20 protein-coding genes and 1 pseudogene are annotated in these 18,887 nt (G+C 70.2%); 15 read left to right on the top strand and 6 right to left on the bottom strand.

What is annotated here, in order from left to right; genetic code table 11:
- Positions 1-40 precede the first annotated feature (40 nt).
- Both HUT10_RS32415 and HUT10_RS32410 read right to left on the bottom strand, forming a co-directional pair.
- Positions 41-724 (bottom strand): metal-dependent transcriptional regulator, encoded by a 684-nt coding sequence (locus HUT10_RS32415; protein ID WP_013230121.1) that lies wholly within the window; start codon positions 722-724, stop codon positions 41-43.
- 40 nt (positions 725-764) lie between these two features.
- Positions 765-1,205, bottom strand: a complete 441-nt coding sequence (locus tag HUT10_RS32410) for a GNAT family N-acetyltransferase (protein WP_086860184.1) — start codon at positions 1,203-1,205, stop codon at positions 765-767.
- A 55-nt stretch (positions 1,206-1,260) separates the two neighbouring features.
- On the opposite strand from HUT10_RS32410, the gene HUT10_RS32405 reads away from it, so the two are divergent.
- Complete coding sequence (locus HUT10_RS32405) at positions 1,261-1,581, top strand: hypothetical protein (RefSeq protein ID WP_176174662.1); 321 nt, start codon at positions 1,261-1,263, stop codon at positions 1,579-1,581.
- A gap of 4 nt (positions 1,582-1,585) precedes the next feature.
- On the opposite strand, the gene HUT10_RS32400 is transcribed toward HUT10_RS32405, so the two are convergent.
- The gene (locus tag HUT10_RS32400) at positions 1,586-3,187 is read right to left on the bottom strand and encodes an amidohydrolase (protein WP_176174661.1); all 1,602 of its coding nucleotides are present in this window, start codon (positions 3,185-3,187) and stop codon (positions 1,586-1,588) included.
- 48 nt (positions 3,188-3,235) lie between these two features.
- Here HUT10_RS32400 and HUT10_RS32395 point away from each other — a divergent pair, with 48 nt between their 5' ends.
- The 4 genes from HUT10_RS32395 to HUT10_RS32380 are packed head-to-tail and all read left to right on the top strand — an operon-like array spanning position 3,236 to position 6,504.
- Positions 3,236-3,973 (top strand): enoyl-CoA hydratase/isomerase family protein, encoded by a 738-nt coding sequence (locus HUT10_RS32395; RefSeq protein WP_176174660.1) that lies wholly within the window; start codon positions 3,236-3,238, stop codon positions 3,971-3,973.
- Positions 3,970-5,493, top strand: a complete 1,524-nt coding sequence (locus HUT10_RS32390; RefSeq protein WP_176174659.1) for an ATP-dependent acyl-CoA ligase — start codon at positions 3,970-3,972, stop codon at positions 5,491-5,493. The genes HUT10_RS32395 and HUT10_RS32390 overlap by 4 nt, the downstream gene beginning before the upstream one ends.
- Positions 5,490-6,125 carry a TetR/AcrR family transcriptional regulator gene (locus HUT10_RS32385; protein WP_176178126.1) on the top strand — a complete coding sequence of 212 codons (636 nt, stop codon included), beginning with the start codon at positions 5,490-5,492 and terminating at the stop codon, positions 6,123-6,125. Before HUT10_RS32390 ends, HUT10_RS32385 begins: the two co-directional genes overlap by 4 nt.
- A gap of 58 nt (positions 6,126-6,183) precedes the next feature.
- On the top strand, positions 6,184-6,504 hold the full coding sequence (locus HUT10_RS32380; protein ID WP_004561305.1) for a hypothetical protein: 321 nt from the start codon (positions 6,184-6,186) through the stop codon (positions 6,502-6,504).
- Between the two features lie 133 nt (positions 6,505-6,637).
- On the opposite strand, the gene HUT10_RS32375 is transcribed toward HUT10_RS32380, so the two are convergent.
- Positions 6,638-7,807 carry an acyl-CoA dehydrogenase family protein gene (locus HUT10_RS32375; protein ID WP_176174658.1) on the bottom strand — a complete coding sequence of 390 codons (1,170 nt, stop codon included), beginning with the start codon at positions 7,805-7,807 and terminating at the stop codon, positions 6,638-6,640.
- A gap of 129 nt (positions 7,808-7,936) precedes the next feature.
- Here HUT10_RS32375 and HUT10_RS32370 point away from each other — a divergent pair, with 129 nt between their 5' ends.
- From HUT10_RS32370 to HUT10_RS32360, 3 genes are read left to right on the top strand one after another with little or no spacing between them, the layout of a single operon-like run.
- Complete coding sequence (locus tag HUT10_RS32370; RefSeq protein WP_176174657.1) at positions 7,937-8,629, top strand: 4'-phosphopantetheinyl transferase superfamily protein; 693 nt, start codon at positions 7,937-7,939, stop codon at positions 8,627-8,629.
- A gap of 7 nt (positions 8,630-8,636) precedes the next feature.
- Positions 8,637-8,957 carry a DUF6247 family protein gene (locus HUT10_RS32365; protein ID WP_176174656.1) on the top strand — a complete coding sequence of 107 codons (321 nt, stop codon included), beginning with the start codon at positions 8,637-8,639 and terminating at the stop codon, positions 8,955-8,957.
- A gap of 2 nt (positions 8,958-8,959) precedes the next feature.
- Positions 8,960-9,217, top strand: a complete 258-nt coding sequence (locus tag HUT10_RS32360; RefSeq protein WP_254897109.1) for a hypothetical protein — start codon at positions 8,960-8,962, stop codon at positions 9,215-9,217.
- Here HUT10_RS32360 and HUT10_RS32355 read toward each other — a convergent pair.
- Both HUT10_RS32355 and mihF read right to left on the bottom strand, forming a co-directional pair.
- Complete coding sequence (locus tag HUT10_RS32355) at positions 9,214-10,365, bottom strand: isochorismate synthase (protein WP_176174655.1); 1,152 nt, start codon at positions 10,363-10,365, stop codon at positions 9,214-9,216. The two genes, HUT10_RS32360 and HUT10_RS32355, sit on opposite strands and share 4 nt — an antisense overlap.
- Positions 10,366-10,450: 85 nt before the next feature.
- Complete coding sequence (gene mihF / locus HUT10_RS32350) at positions 10,451-10,762, bottom strand: integration host factor, actinobacterial type (RefSeq protein ID WP_167344432.1); 312 nt, start codon at positions 10,760-10,762, stop codon at positions 10,451-10,453.
- A 442-nt stretch (positions 10,763-11,204) separates the two neighbouring features.
- On the opposite strand from mihF, the gene HUT10_RS32345 reads away from it, so the two are divergent.
- From HUT10_RS32345 to HUT10_RS32315, 7 genes and pseudogenes are all read left to right on the top strand, one after another.
- Positions 11,205-12,833, top strand: coding sequence for a long-chain fatty acid--CoA ligase (locus HUT10_RS32345; protein WP_176174654.1), 1,629 nt, complete (start codon positions 11,205-11,207; stop codon positions 12,831-12,833).
- Between the two features lie 97 nt (positions 12,834-12,930).
- Positions 12,931-14,220 carry an ABC transporter substrate-binding protein gene (locus HUT10_RS32340; protein ID WP_176174653.1) on the top strand — a complete coding sequence of 430 codons (1,290 nt, stop codon included), beginning with the start codon at positions 12,931-12,933 and terminating at the stop codon, positions 14,218-14,220.
- Positions 14,221-14,269: 49 nt separating this feature from the next.
- The gene (locus HUT10_RS32335) at positions 14,270-15,202 is read left to right on the top strand and encodes a carbohydrate ABC transporter permease (RefSeq protein WP_176174652.1); all 933 of its coding nucleotides are present in this window, start codon (positions 14,270-14,272) and stop codon (positions 15,200-15,202) included.
- The gene (locus HUT10_RS32330) at positions 15,199-16,017 is read left to right on the top strand and encodes a carbohydrate ABC transporter permease (protein ID WP_176174651.1); all 819 of its coding nucleotides are present in this window, start codon (positions 15,199-15,201) and stop codon (positions 16,015-16,017) included. Before HUT10_RS32335 ends, HUT10_RS32330 begins: the two co-directional genes overlap by 4 nt.
- A 53-nt stretch (positions 16,018-16,070) precedes the next feature.
- Entirely contained in the window at positions 16,071-16,469 is a 399-nt protein-coding gene (locus HUT10_RS32325) for a DUF4190 domain-containing protein (RefSeq protein WP_176174650.1), read from the top strand.
- A 164-nt stretch (positions 16,470-16,633) separates the two neighbouring features.
- Positions 16,634-18,360: pseudogene (locus HUT10_RS32320) on the top strand (TIGR03767 family metallophosphoesterase).
- Between the two features lie 56 nt (positions 18,361-18,416).
- A complete protein-coding gene (locus HUT10_RS32315; RefSeq protein ID WP_176174649.1) occupies positions 18,417-18,818 on the top strand; it encodes a PaaI family thioesterase in 402 nt (133 codons plus the stop codon).
- Positions 18,819-18,887: the final 69 nt, after the last annotated feature.

Raw genomic sequence — 18,887 nt, 5'->3', positions numbered from 1 at the left:
CACCACATCCGCTTCACGACGTCACCCGCGCGTACGCCCCTCAGCGCAGGGTGACCGACAACGCCTGTGCGATCTCCTTGCCGATCGCGTGCGTCGCCGCGTCCGGTGGTGAGCCCACCTTGACCACCATCGGTCCCCCGAACGGCTGGCGCTCCACGACCTCGATGCGTTCGCCCAGGTTGATCGCGTGTTCCGTCAGGTACCTCAGCAGCTCCGGGTCGGTGTCCCAGACCCGGACGATCTCGCCGACCGCACCCGGCGGGAGGTCGTCCAGGATGCGGACCGGCAGCTCCTCGACGCTGCCGTCCGGGGCCGGGATCGGGTCGCCGTGGGGGTCGCGGACCGGGTTGCCGAGCTTCGCCGCGATGCGCTCGACCAGCCTGTCCGACACCGCGTGCTCCAGCGCGTCCGCCTCCGCGTGGACCTCGTCCCACGTGTAGCCGAGCTCCGACACCAGGTACGTCTCGATCAGCCGGTGGCGCCGCAGCACCGAGCGCGCCAGGAGCCTTCCGTCAGCCGTCAGCTCGATGCCGCGGTACGGCACGTGGGTGACCAGGCCCAGCTGGGACAGCTTCGTGACCATCCCCGACGCCGAGGACGGGCTGACCTCCAGCCGGCCGGCGAGCGACGCGTTGGTGACCGCCTCTCCCCGCTCGACCAGGCCGTAGATCACCCGGACGTAGTCCTCGACCGACGAGGACCTCCGGACCGAACCATCTCCCATACCGCATACGATACGGGGCCGGGTTCTTTCTCGTGAAAGTTCACGGCCGCCAGCGGTAGCGGATCCAGCCGGGGACCGGCTCCGCGCCGAGCTGGGCGTAGAACGCCTCGCCCTTTTCGTTGCCCTCCTGCATGTCCCACTCGACGCGGCCGGTCGTGCGGTTGCGCAGCTCGTCCAGCAGCTCGCCGCCGAGGCCGTGGCGGCGGTGCGCGGGCCGGACGAACAGGTCGTCCAGCCAGATCCCCGGCCGCGCCTCCCAGGTGGAGAAGTTCCAGCTGCAGAAGGCGAAGCCGGCCACCGTTCCCGGCTCGCCCGGCGGGGTCGCGATCAGCACCCACGCCTTCGGGTCCGGCCCGAACAGGTGCCCGCTCATCTCGGCGCGGTCCAGCTTCAGGTCGTGGTTGTCCTCGTAGACGGCGTGCTCCTCGATGAGCGCGCAGATTTCCTCGATGTCTTCGAAGACGGCGTCGCGGACGGGCATCTCGCCTCCCGGTTTTGTCGGTGGTGGTCGTTACGGTCGTGGTCGGAGGTGGTCGATGGCACCAGAGGAGAAGTTCGAGGACCTGGTCGACGAGTTCACCGGACGTCCGGGCATCACGCCACCCGGCACAACCGGCGGGTTCGGGCGCACGGCGCTGCGCGCGCACGGCCGGATCTTCGCGATGTTCGTCCGCGGGCAGCTGGTGCTCAAGCTGCCCCGAGGCCGGGTGGACGAGCTGGTCGAAGGTGGGCACGGGGTGCGCTTCGACGCCAACAAGGGCACCCCGATGCAGGAATGGCTGGCGCTCGACCCGGGGTCGCCACACCCCTGGGCCGCGCTGGCCGAGGAAGCACTCGAGTTCGCGGAGAGGAAGTGAGTCATCACGCTTGATAACACAGTTCGCCGCCGACGGCGGTGCCTTGCACGCTGAGTTCTCCGGAAGCGAGCGCGTCCACAGCGGACTCGTCCAGCGGCGAACCGGACAGCACGGCGAAATCGGCGAGCTTGCCGGGCTCGAGCGTGCCCAGGTCGCGCTCGGCGAAGGTCGCGTAGGCCGAGCCGTACGTGTACGCGCGCAACGCCTGCTCCGGCGTCAGCGCCTCTTCGGGTGCGAAGGGCGCGCCTGACGCCGTGCGCCGACGCACCATGTCGGCCAGGGCGAGCAAGGGCGCACCGTTCACGACGGGCCGGTCCGAGGACGCGGGAAGCACGCACCCCGCGTCGAGGACGCTGCGCAGCCGGTAGCACCACGGCACCCGGGCTTCCCCGAGCGCGGCACGCATGCCGTCGCCGAGCTCGTTGACGAACCGGCCCTGCGGCGACGGGATGATGCCGAGCGAGGCGAGCCGGGCCAGCTCCGCGGGCTGGAGCACCGCGCAGTGCTCGATGCGGTGCCGGTGGTCCGTGCGCGGCGAAGCGGCCAACGCGGCTTCGTAGGCGTCGAGGACGACGGTGATCGCGCGGTCGCCGATCGCGTGCGTCGCGATCTGCCAGCCCGCCTCGTGGGCGCGGCGGATCGTGCGGGTCAGCTCGTCCTCGGGCACCTGGAAGTAGCCGCGGTTGTCCGGCTCGCCGTCGAACGGGTCGTGCATCGCGCAGGTGCGCCCGACCAGGGAGCCGTCGGCGAACAACTTCATCGGGCCGATGCGCAGCCACTCGTCGCCGAGGCCGGTGCGCAGGCCGAGGTCGAGGCCAAAGCCGGCGTCGTCGGGCAGGTCGTGCAGCACGCTCGCGGCGACCATCACCGTGCTGCGCACGCGCAGCACGCCGCGGTCGCGCGCCTGCTGGTAGGCCGCCAGTTCGGCGGGCGTCTCGCCGACCAGGCCACCGCCGATCCCGGCTTCCTGGACGCTGGTGATGCCCTCGCTCAGGTACCGCTCGGACGCGCGCTCGAGCCCGCGCACCACCCGGTCGGCGGGGGTCGGGTAGGTGAGCGGCCGCAGCAGCAGCTGGGCCTGCTCGCGCAGCAGGCCGGTCGGCGAGCCGCCGTCGTCGAACATGACATCGCCGCCGACCGGGACGTGCGCCAGGTCGAGCCGGTCGAGCACGGCCGAGTTGACCACGGTCATGTGCCCGGACGTGTGCTTGAGCCGCACGAGCATCCCCGGCGCCGCCCGGTCGAGGCCGTGCCGATCGGGGTGGCCGCCCACGAGCTTGTTCTGGTCGTACCCGCTGCCGACCACCCAGCTCCCGGGCGGCAGCGTGGCGGCGCGCGCGGCGACGGCGTCGTAGACCTCCTCGACGCTGCGGCAGTCGCTTAGCGCGACGTCGTCGAGGCCCATGCCGAACCACGCCATGTGGTTGTGCGCGTCGTGGAAGCCGGGCACGACGAAGCCGCCCGCGAGGTCGACCCGCGAGCGCGCGGACAGTGCACGCGCATCGTCGCCCAGCGCGACCACCCGGCCGTGCAGGACCGCGAGGGCGCTGGTCAGACTCGCGCCCGTCCAGACGGTGGCGTTTTCGTAGACCGCATCGACTCGCACGAGTCCAGAGGCTATCGATCGATCGATCGAACGTCTAGCATCGCCCTCATGCCCACCGTGGAGTTCGCCGTCGAGGACGGCATCGCGCAGATCCGGCTGAACCGGCCCGAGCGGCTCAACGCGGTCGCCGCCGTGCTGGTCGACGACTTCCTCACCGCCCTCGACGCGGCCGCGCGCAGCGACGCCCGCGTCGTCGTGCTGTCCGGCAACGGGCGCGCCTTCTGCGCCGGTCACGACCTCAAGGAACCCACCCCCGCGGGTGACTCGCGGGCGCGGCTGGACCGGCTCCAGGACGTCACGCGGCGGCTGCGCGCGCTGCGCCAGCCGGTGATCGCGGCGGTGCACGGCTACGCGATCGGCGCCGGCGCGGAGTTCGCGCTCGGCTGCGACCTGATCCTGGCCGCCGAGGACGCCGTGTTCGCGTTCCCGGAGGTCTCGCTCGGGCTGAGCGTCACCGGGGCGGCGTCGCGGCTGCTCCCGCTGCTGGTCGGCCCGCTCAAGGCGAAGGAGCTCCTGCTGCTCGGCGAGCGCTTCGACGGCCGCAAGGCCGCCGAGCTGGGGATGGTCAACGCCGCCGTCCCGGCCGAGCAGCTGCGGGCCGAGGCGCTGAGCTGGGCCAAGCGGATCGCCGAGCACCCGCCGGCCGCCGCCGCCATGGCGAAGCGGGTCCTGGACGCGAGCACCGACCTCGAGCCCGCCCTGGAACTCGAGGTCAGCCACGCCCTGATCACCGAGCACTCGGCCGCCGTCGCCGCGTCCACCGAAGCGTTCCGGAGCCGGGCGTGACCCCGCTGGCGGAGATCGGGACGCTCGCGCAGCTCGTCACGCGGGCCGCCGCGCTGTGGCCGGAGCGCACGGCCTGGATCTTCGACCACCTGGACCGGACGTTCACGTTCGCCGAGGTCGACCGCGAAAGCTCCCGGATCGCCGCGGCGCTGGCCGAGCGCGGGATCGGCCCCGGCGACCGGGTCGCCGTCATGCTGCGCAACCAGCCGGAGTTCCCGCTGACCTGGCTGGCGCTGGCGAAGATCGGCGCGCAGCTGGTCCCGGTCAACACGAACTACCAGGAGTTCGACGGCGCGCACATCCTCCGGCACTCCGGCGCGAAGCTGGTCGTCGCCGCATCCGAGTTCACCGAGCTCCTCGGCCGGATCGGCCTGACCGAGGTGATCACCCCGGACGAACTGCGCACCGACGCCGCGCCGCCGGACTTCACCCCGGTGCCCGAACTGCCGGTCAACATCCAGTACACCTCCGGCACCACCGGCGCGCCCAAGGGCTGCGTCCTGCCGAACCGCTACTGGACGACCCTCGCGGTCAGCCTGGCCACCGACTTCCCCGCTGTCGGCGAGGACGACGTCATCCTGACCGCGCAGCCGTTCCACTACATCGATCCACAGTGGAACGTCGCGCTGGGACTGGCCGGCGGCGCCACCCTCGTCGTCCTCGACCGCTTCCACCCCAGCACGTTCTGGGCGAAGGTGCGCGAGCACGGCGTCACCTGGTTCTACTGCCTCGGCCTGATGCCGACGCTGCTGCTGCGGCAGGAGCCGTCGGAAGCCGACCGCGACCACCGCGTCCGCGCGATCTGCGCGTCCGCGATCCCGCACGACCTGCACGCCGAACTGGAGGCCCGCTGGGGCGTGCCGTGGTACGAGGCGTTCGGGATGACCGAAACCGGCGGCGACATCCGGATGACCGCCGCCGACCACGACGAGACCGTCGGCACCGGCTGCATCGGGCGGCCGTCCCGCGACCGCGAGGTGCTGATCGCCGGCGACGACGGGAAACCGCTGCCGCGCGGGGAAACCGGGCAGCTGCTGATCCGCGGGATCGGCCTGATGCACGGCTACCACGACGATCCGGACGCGACGGCGAAAGCGTTCGAAAACGGCTGGTTCCACACCGGCGACCTGGCCAGGATGGACGCGGCCGGCCGCGTCCACTACGTCGGCCGCACGAAGGACATGATCCGCCGCAGCGGCGAGAACGTCTCCGCCGACGAGGTCGAGCGCGCCCTGCTGCTGCACCCCGCGGTCAAGCTGGCGGCCGTCGTCGCGGTGCCCGACGAGCTGCGCGGCGAGGAGATCAAGGCGTACGTCGTGTGTGACGGCGACCGGCCGGACCCGGCCGAGCTCGCCGCGTTCTGCGCCGGGAAACTGGCCTACTTCAAGGTTCCGCGGTTCTGGGCGTTCGCCGACGCGCTGCCGATGACGCCGTCGGAGCGGGTGGCCAAGGGCGAGCTGCGGAAGGTCTCCGACCCGCGCGCCGGGTCGTGGGACGCGAAGGCGGGAGCATGGCTGTGAGCAGCCGGGAGCGGGTGCGCGCGGCGGCGGTGAAGCTGTTCGCCACCAAGGGCTTCCACGGCACCGGCATCCGGGATCTCGCGCAGGAGGCGGAACTCTCCTCGGCCAGCCTCTACCACTACATGGGCACCAAGGAGGATCTGCTCGCCGAGATCATGCACACCGCGCTGAACCGGCTCCTCGACGCCGCCCGCGAAGCGACCGCGGGCGGCGGGGACCCGGTGCACCGGCTGCGGACGCTGGTCGCGCTGCACGTTCTCGCGCACGCCGTCGGGCCGGCGGAAACCCGGGTGGTGGACAACGAAGTCGACGTGCTGTCCCCGGCCGCGCGCGAGCCGGTCGTCGCCCTGCGGGACGCCTACGAACGGCTGTGGGCCTCGACGATCGACGAAGGGGTGGCCGCCGGGGTGTTCCGGGTGGCGCACCCGGCGGTGACCCGGCTCGCCCTGCTCGAGATGTGCAGCGGCGTCGCGAGGTGGTATTCCCCACGTGGCCCGCTGGCACTGGACGAGCTGGCCGAGCACTACGCGGAACTGGCGTCGAGGGCCCTGGGCTGCACGTCCACGCCCGGCGTCACCGACTTGCGACGGTGCCGGGAAATCGTCGCGAAAGAGTGGGGCGTGTCCGTTTAGCGGCGCTTTTACCTGTGTACGCCTTGCTCAGACGGCGCGGGTGGGGGACGCTCGAAGGGTGACTGAGGAAACGATCCAACTGGAACTGGACGACTCGGGTCTCGCGCCGGGCCTCCCGGCGCCGGCACACCCCCGCGATCAGGTGCAGGATGTCCCCTATCGCCCCGTCGAGTTCCGTGACGACGATCTCCCCGCGGCTCTGGAGCGCTGCGCCAAGTGGCTACGTCAGGCTCAGGAGTGGCTCGGTGAGCCGCTCGACGTCCTGGCCATCCACCTCGACTACGACGACCGTCAGGGTTCGCCGTACTACGACGTGAAGCTCTTGTGCAACGAAGAGGACCTCGCGGGCGTCCCGATCGCCATTCGCAACAAGAAGTAACCAGGTTGGACAGCCGTCAAGACCGCCACGAAGGGCGGTCTTGACGGCTGTGTTTTCCCGGGGCTTCGCCCCGGGCCGGGGGCTCCGCCACCCGGAACCCCCGAAGAGCAGGTCGCCGCGTTTCCGAGCCGGGTCAGCCCAGCGTGCCGCCGACCTTGACGTGCCCCTTGAGCAGGTTGCGCGCGATGGTCCGGCGCTGGATCTCGTCGGTGCCCTCGTAGATGCGCAGCAGCCGCAGCTCGCGGTACCACCGCTCGACCGGCAGCTCCCGCGTGTAGCCCATGCCGCCGTGGATCTGCAGGACGCGGTCGACGATCTCGTTGGCCTTCTGGCCGCCGTACAGCTTCGCCATCGACTGCGCGTGCCGCGAATCCAGGCCCTGGTCGACCTGCCACGCGGCGTGCAGCACCAGCCAGCGCAGCGCTTCCAGCTCGACACCGGAGTCGGCGATCATCCACTGGATGGCCTGCCGCTCGGCGATCTTCTGCCCGAACGTCTCGCGGGTGTTGGCGTGCTCGATGGCCATCGAGATCAGCCGCTCGCACGAGCCGATCGCGCGGGCGGGCAGCAGGTAGCGGCCCTGGCCGATCCACTGCATGGCGAGCTCGAAGCCGCGGCCCTCCTCGCCGAGGATCTGCGTCTCCGGCACGCGGACGTCCTGGAAGATCAGCGACGCCGGGCCCCATTCGCCCATGGTGTCGATGTACTCGGACTTCCAGCCGGCCTCGCGGTCGACGAGGAAGCAGGTGACGCCGCCGTTCGCGCCCTTCTCGGGGTCGGTGATGGCGAAGACCATGGTGAAGTCGGCCTCGTTGCCACCGGTGATGAAGGTCTTCTCGCCGTTGATGATCCAGTCGGTGCCGTCCTTGCGGGCGGTGGTCCGGATGGCCTTGGCGTCCGACCCGGCGCCCGGCTCGGTGATCGCGAAGCAGGACTTGCGCTCACCCGAGATGGTCGGCAGCAGGTAGGTCTGCTTCTGCTCTTCGTTGGCGTGGAACAGGATGTTGTCGGCGGCCCCGCCGAACCGGAACGGCACGAAGGTGCGGCCGAGCTCGGCCTCCAGCAGCGCGGCCATCACGGCGGACAGGCCCATGCCGCCGTACTCCTCCGGGGTCAGCACGCCCCAGAAGCCGGACTCCTTCGCCTTGAGCTGGAGGTCCTTCAGCTCCTCACCGGTCAGGCCGGGCTGGTGCGCGCGCTCGCGGCGGAGGACCTCCTGCTCGAGCGGCACGAGCTCCCGCTGGACGAACGTGCGGACCCAGTCGCGCACTTCCCGTTCTTCGGTGCTGAGAGAGAAATCCATGGCCTCGTTGCTCCTCCGACATGACTAAGCGCTCGCTTAGGGCCAGGGTACCTCCGGGTCGGGCATAACCCCAGACCTCGGCCGGAATTCGTGACAACGGCTGCCGGGCCCGGAAAGATCGGGGGTGTGATGGAGATCGAGGTCCGCTGGTCGTCGCCGTTGCCCACCGAAGATCGCTTCATGCGCCTGCTCGACGACATCGAGCAGGGGCGGTTCGAGGCGTACCGGCAGGAGGCGGACAAGCGGCGGTTCCTCACCGGCCGCGTCCTGGCGAAGACGGTCGCGGCCGAGCGGCTCGGCCTGGCCGTGGAGGCGGTGAAGTTCGACGCGACCTGCGAAGACTGCGGCAAGCCCCACGGGCGGCCCCGCATCCCGGGCGCGGACCTGACGCTGTCGATCTCGCACTCGGGCGACCTGATCGGCCTGGCGGCGACCCCGTCGGTCCCGGTGGGCCTCGACGTCGAGACGGCCACCCGCCGCGCGGACGAGGGCCTGATCGAGTACGCGCTGAGCCCGGCGGAGGCGGCGCACCTGGCCGGCCTGGACGCCACGGAGAAGGCGGCGGCGTTCTTCGTCTACTGGACCCGCAAGGAAGCGGTGATGAAGGCCACGGGCAAGGGCCTGCGCATCCCCCTGCAGAGCATCACGTTCTCCCGCTACGACGAGCCGGCGAGCTTGGTGTCCTCAGGCGACCCGGCCCTCGACCCGGCAACAACCCGCTTGGCGGACCTGAAGGCAACGGACGGTTACCGGGCGGCGATCGCGGTGCTGACCACCGAGGAGCTGTCGGTCACCGAGGAGCACTGGCTACCGCGGCTATAGTTGCGGCATGTCCACACCGGCGAGCACGGACGAGCCGAAGTACCCGTCGGGCACCTCACCCGCGGCCATCCGGGCCGCGCTCCTGCCCGAGGACGTACCCCGGTTCGACCGCGACTACCGGCATGCTCTCGACGTCGCCCGCGAAGCTCTGAGCCTGACAGACCTCGTCGAAACGCTGGAGTCCTGGCGACGGATCGCCTGGAGCACCCAGGCGGACCCAGCCGCCCACCGGCGCATGGTGCAGGCGGCCGAGCACACCCAGCGCACCGGAGAACCGCCCGCCGGCACCCGGCCGTGGAACTCGCTCAAGTCGGAGCTCGGTCTGTAGCAGTGGCGTACGACATCGAGGTGTATCCCGACGTCCAGGACCAGATCCGCGCGTTGCCACAGCAGGCGCTCCACGCCTTGGCCGAGGCCATCTGTGTACTGGAGCTGGTACCCGGCAAAGGCGATCCGTACCACCGGTCGAACCCGGACGGCTCGATGCGCAACCTGGCGTTCGGGCCGCACGGGGAAGGGCTCCTCACGTACCTGATCCTGGAGGATCAGCACCGGGTCGACCTGCTTCGCGTCCTCTGGACCAGCTAAGCGACGTCCTCCAGGCCCATCGCCGTCAGCAGGGTGCGGAACTTCGCCGTCGTCTCGTCCAGTTCCGCCTGCGGGTCCGACGCCGCCACGATCCCTCCGCCCGCGTACAGCCGCATCGACGTCGATGCGATCTCCGCGCAGCGGATCGCCACCGCCCACTCGCCGTCGCCCGCCGCGTCCACCCAGCCCACCGCGCCCGCGTAGTAGTCGCGGTCGAACGGCTCCAGCTCCTTCACCAGTTCGCGGGCGTCCTCCGTCGGGGTGCCGCAGATCGCCGGGGTCGGGTGCAGGGCCGCGGCCAGGTCCAGTGCCGTGATCTCCGGGTCCGCCAGCTCGCCCGTGATCGGCGTGCGCAGGTGCCAGATCGCCGGGGTCGTCACCAGCTCCGGGCCGGCCGGCACGTCGAGGGTCCGGCAGAACGGCCGGAGCGCCTCGACCAGGTAGTCGATCACCACCGCGTGCTCGAGCTGGTCCTTGCGGGACGTCCGCAGCGCCTCGCCGTTCGCGCGGTCGGCCACCGGGTCCGCCGAACGCGGCATCGAGCCGGCGTGCGGTGAGGAGAACACCGTGCGGCCCGTCCGGCGCAGGAGCAGCTCGGGCGTGGCGCCGACGAGCGACCGGCCGCCCGGCAGCTCGGCCGCGTACGTGAAGTGCCGGGCATTCCCGACGGCCAGGTTGCGCACGATGCTCTCGACGGGCACCGGCGCCGCGAAGTCGAGGTCCAGGGCACGGGCCAGGACGGCTTTGCGCAGGTCACGAGCAGCCAGCGCGGCAACCGCGGCGCGCACCGCCTCCGTGTGCAGCACCGGAGACGGCACCGCACGTACCCGCACGGGCGCCGGGAGGGTTTCACGCGGGAAAGAAGGCGTCCCCGAGGAGCGGTGGACGGTCCGGGGCACGACGAGGTGGCCCGGCACCTTCGTGTCGGGCCCGGTGTCGAACGGCAGGACACCGACGGCCAGCGGGGCACCGGTCTCGGCGAGGACGCCGGGGATCGCCGAAGCGAGCCTTCGCGGGTCCGTCTCGGTGACGGTGCGGATCGCGCCCTGCGCGAGGAGTGCGCGCTCGGCCGTGGTGAAGAGGAAGTCGCCTCGCTGGTAGCGGGCGGCGAGGTCGAGTGCCGGGGTCGCCGGTTCCAAAGAACTCACAACCCCCAGCGTCCCAGGCTGCGGGAAATCCGCGAGGGAAGTGTCGCGAGCGACACTCCCCTCGCGGTCAGCTCCGGGTGACGAGCTACTTGAGCGCGTCGATGAGCGCCTCGCGCTGGCGCTCGCCCAGGCCGGCCGCACGCCGGTCCGGGTCGATGCCGGCCTGCTCGAGCAGGGCGGCGACCTTCACCGCGCCGAGGCCGGGGACGGCCTTCAGCAGCTGGGTGACCTTCGTCTTCCCGATGGTCTTGTTCTCCTTGGCCTGCTTGAGCACCTTTTCGATGCTCTCCTGGCCGGACTTGATCGACGCGAGCAGCTCCGAACGCGCCTTGCGAGCCTCGGCGGCCTTGGCCAGGGCCTCGGCGCGCTGCTCCGGAGTCAACGTAGGCAGAGCCAACGTAGTGTCCTTTCCTCTCAGTCTCCGCTTTCGCGGCCGACAGCTTTTGTGAGTGCTTGCTCCTGCAAGCGCTGCTCAGCCGTCTCTTGCCACGGGCCCAGTAAACGCCACCCGCTTCGTGGCCGTGCAACCGACACGCACTTATTACCCCCGGAGGTGATACCGGGCAACCCGCTCCGGCCTGCGGAAACGCTCCCAAGAAGGGCCCCGGGTGGCCCATCTCACCCGGAAGTGGAGCCTCCGTTACGCGCTGTTCTCGTGCACATTTCCTGGCACATAAGGGAAACCCGAAAAACGGATGATCTTGATCATCGTCCGGTCGTCGCCCGATCGCGCGACGACCGTGACCGAACGGAGCCGTTGTTGACCATGCCCGCTTCACCCGATCCGCACTAGAGTCGGCGCAACCCCAGTTCACCGGCGAACGACCCCGGGAGCGACCATGTTGAGCACCATGCAGGACGGCCAGCTGTCGCTGGCGAACCTGCTCCGCCACGGCACGTCGGTGCACTCGGCGAGCGAAGTCATCACCTGGACCGGTTCAGAAGCCCGGCGCGAGACCTACGGCGACCTGGGCAGGCACGCCGCCCGGCTGGCGAACGCCCTCCGCAGCCTCGGCGTGACCGGCGACCAGCGCGTCGGCACGTTCATGTGGAACAACGCCGAGCACATGGCCGCCTACCTGGCCGTCCCGGCCATGGGCGCCGTGCTGCACACCCTGAACATCCGCCTGTTCCCGGAGCAGCTGACGTTCGTCGCCAACCACGCCGAGGACCAGGTCGTCATCGTCGACGGCACGCTGGTCCCGCTGCTGGCCAAGCAGCTGCCGGAGTTCAAGACCGTCCGGCACGTCATCGTGGCCAACGGCGACGCGGCGGCGCTGCAGGCCCCGGACGGCATCCAGGTGCACGCCTACGCCGAACTGCTGGCCGGGCAGCCGGACACCTTCGACTGGCCGGACGTGGACGAGCGCTCGGCCGCCGCGATGTGTTACACGTCGGGCACCACCGGTGACCCCAAGGGCGTCGCCTATTCACACCGGTCGATCTGGCTGCACTCGATGCAGGTCTGCATGAGCGACAGCATGAACCTCGCGCAGAGCGACAAGGCACTGGCCATCGTGCCGATGTTCCACGCGATGGCGTGGGGCCTGCCGTACGCGGCGCTGATGGTCGGCGCGTCACTGCTGATGCCGGACCGCTTCCTCCAGCCGGCGCCGATCGCGGCCATGCTGGCCGCCGAGAAGCCGACGTTCGCCGGCGCGGTCCCGACCGTCTGGCAGGGCCTGCTCGCCCACCTCGAAGCGAACCCGCAGGACATCTCCCACCTGCGCGAAGTCGTCGTCGGCGGGTCGGCGGTGCCGCCGTCGCTGATGCACGCGTTCCAGGAGAAGCACAACGTCTCGATCCTGCACGCCTGGGGCATGACCGAGACGTCGCCGCTGGGCAGCGTCGCCCGGCCGCCAGCGGCCGCGACCGGCGACGAGATCTGGAAGTACCGCTACACGCAGGGCCGCTTCCCGGCGTCCGTGCGGGCCCGGCTGATCGACGACGACGGCGCGGTCCTGCCCTGGGACAACGACGCCGTCGGCGAGCTCGAGGTCCAGGGCCCGTGGATCGCGGCGTCCTACTACGGCGGCTCGGATGTCGACCCGGACAAGTTCCACGACGGCTGGCTCCGCACCGGCGACGTCGGCAAGATCAGCGCCGACGGCTACCTGACCCTGACCGACCGCGCGAAGGACGTCATCAAGTCCGGCGGCGAGTGGATCTCCTCGGTCGACCTGGAGAACCAGGTGATGGGCCACCCCGCGGTGGCCGAGGCCGCGGTCGTCGGCATCCCGGACGAGAAGTGGGACGAGCGGCCGCTGGTCGCCGTCGTGCTCAAGGAAGGCCAGAGCGTCACGCCGGCCGAGCTGCGCGACTACCTGAGCGACAAGGTCGCGAAGTGGCAGCTGCCGGAGAACTGGACGTTCGTGGACGAAGTCCCCAAGACCAGCGTCGGCAAGTTCGACAAGAAGCGCATCCGCGCGTCCTACTCAGAGGGAAAGCTCGACATCGCCCAGCTCTAACGGGTAAATCTCCGGCGAGTCTTCACGCTTCGAACGGCCACCTTGCGGGAACCTACCCCCAAGGTGGCCTTCGGAGCACGTCGGAGGGGTTCTGGGGATGCAGCGAAACAGGCGGAGCTTTCTGGCGCTCGCGGGCATGGGCGCACTGGCGACGGCATGCGGGTCGAACACCGGGCGGCAGGGTGACCCGCCGCCCTCGACGGCGTACTCGGCGGGACCAACGCCGTCGGACGCCCCGAAGGTCCCGCTCCAGCAGTGGTACCACGCGTACGGCGAGGAAGGCGTCCAGGACGCCGTCAAGCGGTACGCCGCGAGCTACCCCGGCGCGGCCGTGACCGTGCAGTGGAACCCGGGCGATTACGACTCGAAGATCGTCACCGCGCTGCAGAACAGCAAGGTGCCCGACGTCTTCGAGGCGCAGGTCAAGATCGACTGGGTCCGGCAGAACCAGGTCGTCTCGCTCGACGACGTCATCGCGCCGGTGAAGGGCGACTTCAGCCCGGCCGTGCTGGCCGCGCAGACCGTCGAGGGCAAGGTCTACGGCATCCCCCAGGCCACCGACACGCAGGTGCTCTTCTACCGCAAGAGCCTGCTGCAGGCGGCAGGCGTGCAGCCGCCGCAGACGGTCGACGAGCTCGTCGACGCGGCCGCGAAGCTCACCAAGGACGGCGTCAAGGGCTTCTTCGCGGGCAACGACGGCGGCGTCGGCGTGCTCACCGGCCCGCTGCTGTGGTCGGCCGGGCTCGACTACCTGAAGAACGGCAACCGCGAGGTCGGCTTCGACGACCCGCGCGCGGCGACCGCGCTGGCGAAGCTGCACACCCTGAACGCCAACGGTTCCCTGCTGCTCGGCGCCCCGGCGGACTGGTCGGACCCCGGCGCGTTCATCGACGGGCTGACGGCGATGCAGTGGACCGGGCTCTGGAACGTGCCGAAGATCCGCCAGGCGTTCGACGACGACTTCGGCGTCCTGCCGTTCCCGAAGCTGGACGGCAGCGGGGCGCCGTCGGTGCCGGTCGGGGCGTACGGCGCGATGGTGAACGCCAAGAGCGCGCACATCGCCGAGGCCAAGGCGTTCGTGAAGTGGCTGTGGATCGACCAGACGCAGGACCAGCTGGAGTTCGCGACGAAGTTCGGCTTCCACGTGCCGGCCCGGCAGAGCCTGATCGGCCGCGCGGACAACCTCAAATCGGGCCCGGCGGCCGACGCGGCCCGGTTCGTCAAGGAGAACAGCCACCTCGTCGGCGGTCCGGTGTGGACGCAGCAGTCGAACACCGCGTTGTCCGACGCGGTCGCGAAGATCGCCAAGGAAGGTGCGGACCCCACGGCACAGGTCAAGACGGCGGTCGAAGTTGCGAAGGCCGAGCTGAAGCGTCTCTTCGGATGAGCTGCGAGACTTATTCAGCCGTCGGCCGGCGCAAGCCGGCGGTCGAGCTGTGAGCGCCAGTCCGTCGCGCCGGCCTAACCAGAATAAGTCTCGGCGCGATGCGCGCGCGTTCTGGCTGTTCGTCGGGCCGTTCCTGATCGGCTTGGCGGTCTTCGCGTACCTGCCGATCGGCTGGAGCGCGTACCTGTCGTTCTTCGACGCGCGCAACACGGTGACGCCCACGGACTTCGTCGGACTGGACAACTACGGGCACATGCTCACCGACGAGCCGTTCCTGTCGAGCCTGGGGACGTTCAGCGTGTTCGCGCTGTTCATCGTGCCGCTGACGTTCGTGTTGTCGCTGGCACTGGCCCTCGGCGTGAACCGGCTGAAGTTCGCGCGCGCGTTCTTCCGGTCGGTGTTCTTCCTGCCGTTCGCGTGCTCGTACGTGGTGGCGTCGCTGATCTGGAAGACGTCGTTGTTCTCGGGTGTCCGATACGGACTGGCGAACACCGTGCTCGGCCTGTTCGGCGCCGACCCGGTGGCCTGGACCGGGACGGTCGACCCGCCGCTGTACTGGGTCGTGCTGGTGACCGCGCGGCTGTGGCTGCAGCTCGGCTTCTACATGATCCTGTTCATCGCGGCGCTGCAGCGCATCCCGCAGCACCTGTACGAAGCGGCGTGGCTCGACGGCGCCAAGCCGGGCTGGCAGGTGTTCCGGTACATCACGCTGCCGCAGCTGCGCGCGACGGCGGTGGCCGTGCTGCTGCTCAACCTGATCAACGCCTACCAGGCCTTCGACGAGTTCTACAACATCATGGGCGACGCCCGCGGGTACCCGCCGTTCGCCCGGCCACCGCTGGTCTACCTCTACTACACGTCGCTGGGTTCGGGCGGCCAGGACCTCGGCCGCGGCAGTGCCGGCGCGGTGATCCTGGCGCTCATCATCGCGCTGGTGACGGTGCTGCAGGGCCGGGTGCTGCGGTTCGGGCGGGCGTCATGAGGGCGGTCCTGCGCTGGGCTTGTCTCGTGCTGGCGGCGGTGCTGTTCCTGCTGCCGTTCTACCTGCTGCTGCGCAACGGCTTGGCCGCGCGCGCGGACCTCACTTATCCACAGTGGACGTTCTTTCCGTCCACAGTGCACTGGGAGAACTTCTCGCGGCTGTTCTCGCTGTCGGACGTCCCGTTCGCCCGCAGCCTGCTGAACTCGGTGGTCGTGGCGGTCCTGCAGACCCTCGGCCTGTTGGCGATCTGCTCCCTGGCCGGCTACGGCCTCGCGCGGATCCCGTACCGGCATTCCGGGATCGTGTTCTACGCGGTGCTGGCGACGCTGATGATCCCGACGTCGGTGACGTTCGTGCCGAGCTTCGTCGTGGTGTCGTCGCTGGGCTGGCTGTCGGACTACCGCGGCCTGGTGATCCCCGGGCTGTTCAGCGCGTTCAGCGTGTTCCTGTTCCGCCAGTACTTCCTCGACTTCCCGCGCGAGCTGGAGGAGGCGGGCCGGGTCGACGGTCTGACGCGCTGGGGCGTGTTCTGGCGGATCGTGGTGCCGAATTCGAAAGGCTTCTTCGCGGCGATCGCGGTGATCACGGTGATCGGCAGCTGGAACGCGTTCCTGTGGCCGCTGATCATCGCCCAGTCACCGGATTCGTGGACGGTCCAGGTGGCGCTGTCCGGGCTGCTCACGGCCCAGAACCCCCAGCTGAACCTGCTGTTCCTGGCGGCGGTGGTGTCGATCCTGCCGATCGTGCTGCTGTTCGCGTTCCTGCAGCGGTACCTGGTGCGCGGGGTGACGGAGTCCGGTTTGGGCGGGTCGTAACAAGCGGCGGCGCGGCGGCGACTTGGGGGCGTCTCTCAGGAAGCAGGTGTGCCATGACCAGTTCGACCCCCTACCCGCCCACCAACCCGGACGACCCGCAGTACCCCGCGTCGACGCCGATGCCCGTGCCGGCCTACCCGGCGCAGTACGCGGCGGCACCGAGCCCGTACCCGATGCTGCGCAACAGCGGGCTGGCCATCGCCGGCATGGTGGTCGGCATCCTGGCGCTGATCGGCTTCTGGATCCCCATCGGTGACGTGGTCATGGGCCTGATCGCGATCGGGCTGTCCTGGGCCGGCCTGCAGCAGAGCTCGCAGCCCGGCTACACCGGCCGTGGCATGGCCGTCGCCGGCCTGGTCTGCGGGGGCATCGCGATGATCCCGGCGATCATCGTGATGATCCTCTTCTTCACCGCGGCGACCGCCGTGACCACCTGCGGCGCCTTCTGCTGAGGCGCCTCACGGCGGAAATGACCACAACCTTCGGCGGTACACCCCCTCCCCGGGGCTGTGACAGGGTGGACTGAACTGTCACGGTGAATGTTTTTCACGTTCACCTCGCGTCCACCCGAGTCCGGCAGCGTGCTGGGCAACCGAGAACACTGGGGAGCGAACTCATGGCCGAACTCACCCGGCGCACCTTCGCCACCGCGGGCGCCGCCGGTGTCGGGCTCCTGCTCTGCACGCCCACCGCGAACGCCCTCGACCGCGCCCTGCGGCTCACCAGCGCCCGTTCGGTCACCACCGCCGGCACCACGCTCGAACAGGTCGCCACCGGCGGGGGCACCGCACCTACAGCCGGCTCGGCGCGGGCCCGGGCTGGCCGCTGGTCGTCCGGACCGACCTCGCCGCGGCGCAGAGCGGGCGCGACGACCGGCGCCGGGCGCTGTCCGCCTTCGTCCAGTTCACCGACCTGCACATCACCGACGCCGAAAGCCCCGCGCGCTTCGAATACCTGCACCCGTACATCGGCTCCGCGCACCGGCCGCAGGAGGTGCTCGGCACCGTCGCCACCAGCGCGCTCGTCGAGCGGGTCAACAGCGTGCGGCAGGGGCCGTTCACCGGGCGGCCGTTCGACCTGATGGTGACCACCGGCGACAACACCGACAACCACGAGCTGATCGAGCTCGACTGGTTCCTCAAGGTGCTCAACGGCGGCACGGTCACCCCGAACTCCGGCGACGCGAACGCCTACGAAGGCGTCCAGAGCTCGGGCAACGACGAGTACTGGAACCCCTCGATCCCCGGCGTGGGCGACAAGTACTCGGCGAAGGGCTTCCCGCAGCTGCCCGGCCTGCTCGAAGCGGCCGCGCGGACCTTCACCGCGCCCGGCCTCGACGTCCCGTGGTTCTGCACGTTCGGCAACCACGACGACAGCATCGTCGGCTCGCTGCCTGCGCAGATCCCCGGCATCGACGCCTGGTACACCGGCCGGTACAAGGTGATCGGCAAGGACGAGACCACCGCGAAGAAGCTCGCCGACGCCATCCGCAAGCCGGGCTCCAGCGTCCCGGTGGCGGAGCTGTTCGGCGGCAGCGGCACCATCCGCGAGGTGACCCCGGACCCGCGGCGGCGCCCGTTCAGCACCGCCGAGTTCGTCCGCGCCCACCTCGACGCGGCCAACACCGGCCCCGGCCCGGTCGGGCACGGCTTCACCAGCGCCAACGCCGACGGCAAGAACGTCTACTACACCTTCCGGATCGCGCCGGGCATCACCGGGATCAGCCTCGACACCACGACCGACGCCGGGTTCGCCGACGGCTCGATCGGCCTCGCGCAGTACACCTGGGTCGAGTCGACGCTCAAGCGCGGCAGCTCGACGTACTACGACTTCTTCGGCCGCAAGCTCACCCACGCCGTCACCGACGAGCTGTTCATCCTGTTCAGCCACCACACCAGCGGCTCGATGGGCAACCTGCTGCCGGACTCGCGCCACCTGCTCGACCCGCGCCTGGACGGCAACGCCTTCGTCGCGCTGCTCAAGCGGTTCCCGAACGTGCTGGCCTGGGTCAACGGCCACACGCACCTCAACAAGATCACCGCGCACGCCGGGGCGACGCCGCAGCAGGGCTTCTGGGAGATCAACACCGCCTCGCACGTCGATTTCCCGCAGCACGCGCGGATCGTCGAGGTCGCGGACAACGCGGACGGCACGTTGTCGCTGTTCACGACGCTGATCGAGGCCGAAGCCCCGTACTCCGTGGACTACGACGCCCGGACACCGCAAGCGCTTGCGTCGCTGTACCGCGAGCTGTCCTACAACGACATCCACACCAACCTGGGCCGCGTCGGTGCGGCCGAGGACCACAACACCGAGCTGCTGCTGGTGAACCCGCTGAGCTGACCGCGTTACCCCGGACGTAATCGCCCTCGGGCCCGGCCGTGCGGCACAGTGACCGCATGACCGATCCCGAGGGCACGCAGCTGTTCCACCGGTCCATGCCGTTCTCCGAACGCCTCGGTGTCGAGGTGCTGGAACACGGGCCGTCGCTCGTCCGCAGCCGGCTGAAGTGGGATGAGAGCCTCTGCACGCTCGGCGGTGCGCTGCACGGCGGCGCGCTCATGGCGCTGGCCGACTCGACCGGTGCGGTGTGCGCGTTCCTCAACCTGCCCGAAGGCAGCCAGGGCACGACGACCGTCGAGTCGAAGACGAACTTCCTGCGTGCCGTGCGTTCGGGCTACGCCGTTGCGTCGTCCAGACCACTGCACGCCGGCCGCAGGTTCGTCGTGGTGGAGACCGAGATCCACGACGACGACGGCAAGTTGGTCGCGAAAGTGACACAGACGCAGGCCGTGTTGTAGGTACCTGTTTACATACCCGGCCGAAGCGGCGAAAATCCCTGGCTACTGGGTGGGTCGATCAGGGAGCCG

Origin of the sequence: Amycolatopsis sp. Hca4, assembly GCF_013364075.1 — a bacterium.
Classification (GTDB): Bacteria; Actinomycetota; Actinomycetes; order Mycobacteriales; family Pseudonocardiaceae; genus Amycolatopsis.
The sequence above is the reverse complement of the archived record's forward strand: the minus strand, read 5'-3'. Positions and strand labels throughout refer to the sequence as shown.

Bases quoted from the DNA above. Each gene is read 5' to 3' on its own strand.
- HUT10_RS32415 (WP_013230121.1), bottom strand. From the start codon at position 724: ATGGGAGATGGTTCGGTCCGGAGGTCCTCGTCGGTCGAGGACTACGTC.
- HUT10_RS32410 (WP_086860184.1), bottom strand. From the start codon at position 1,205: ATGCCCGTCCGCGACGCCGTCTTCGAAGACATCGAGGAAATCTGCGCG.
- HUT10_RS32405 (WP_176174662.1), top strand. From the start codon at position 1,261: ATGGCACCAGAGGAGAAGTTCGAGGACCTGGTCGACGAGTTCACCGGA.
- HUT10_RS32395 (WP_176174660.1), top strand. From the start codon at position 3,236: ATGCCCACCGTGGAGTTCGCCGTCGAGGACGGCATCGCGCAGATCCGG.
- HUT10_RS32375 (WP_176174658.1), bottom strand. From the start codon at position 7,807: ATGGATTTCTCTCTCAGCACCGAAGAACGGGAAGTGCGCGACTGGGTC.
- HUT10_RS32370 (WP_176174657.1), top strand. From the start codon at position 7,937: ATGGAGATCGAGGTCCGCTGGTCGTCGCCGTTGCCCACCGAAGATCGC.
- HUT10_RS32365 (WP_176174656.1), top strand. From the start codon at position 8,637: ATGTCCACACCGGCGAGCACGGACGAGCCGAAGTACCCGTCGGGCACC.
- HUT10_RS32345 (WP_176174654.1), top strand. From the start codon at position 11,205: ATGTTGAGCACCATGCAGGACGGCCAGCTGTCGCTGGCGAACCTGCTC.
- HUT10_RS32340 (WP_176174653.1), top strand. From the start codon at position 12,931: ATGCAGCGAAACAGGCGGAGCTTTCTGGCGCTCGCGGGCATGGGCGCA.
- HUT10_RS32330 (WP_176174651.1), top strand. From the start codon at position 15,199: ATGAGGGCGGTCCTGCGCTGGGCTTGTCTCGTGCTGGCGGCGGTGCTG.
- HUT10_RS32325 (WP_176174650.1), top strand. From the start codon at position 16,071: ATGACCAGTTCGACCCCCTACCCGCCCACCAACCCGGACGACCCGCAG.
- HUT10_RS32315 (WP_176174649.1), top strand. From the start codon at position 18,417: ATGACCGATCCCGAGGGCACGCAGCTGTTCCACCGGTCCATGCCGTTC.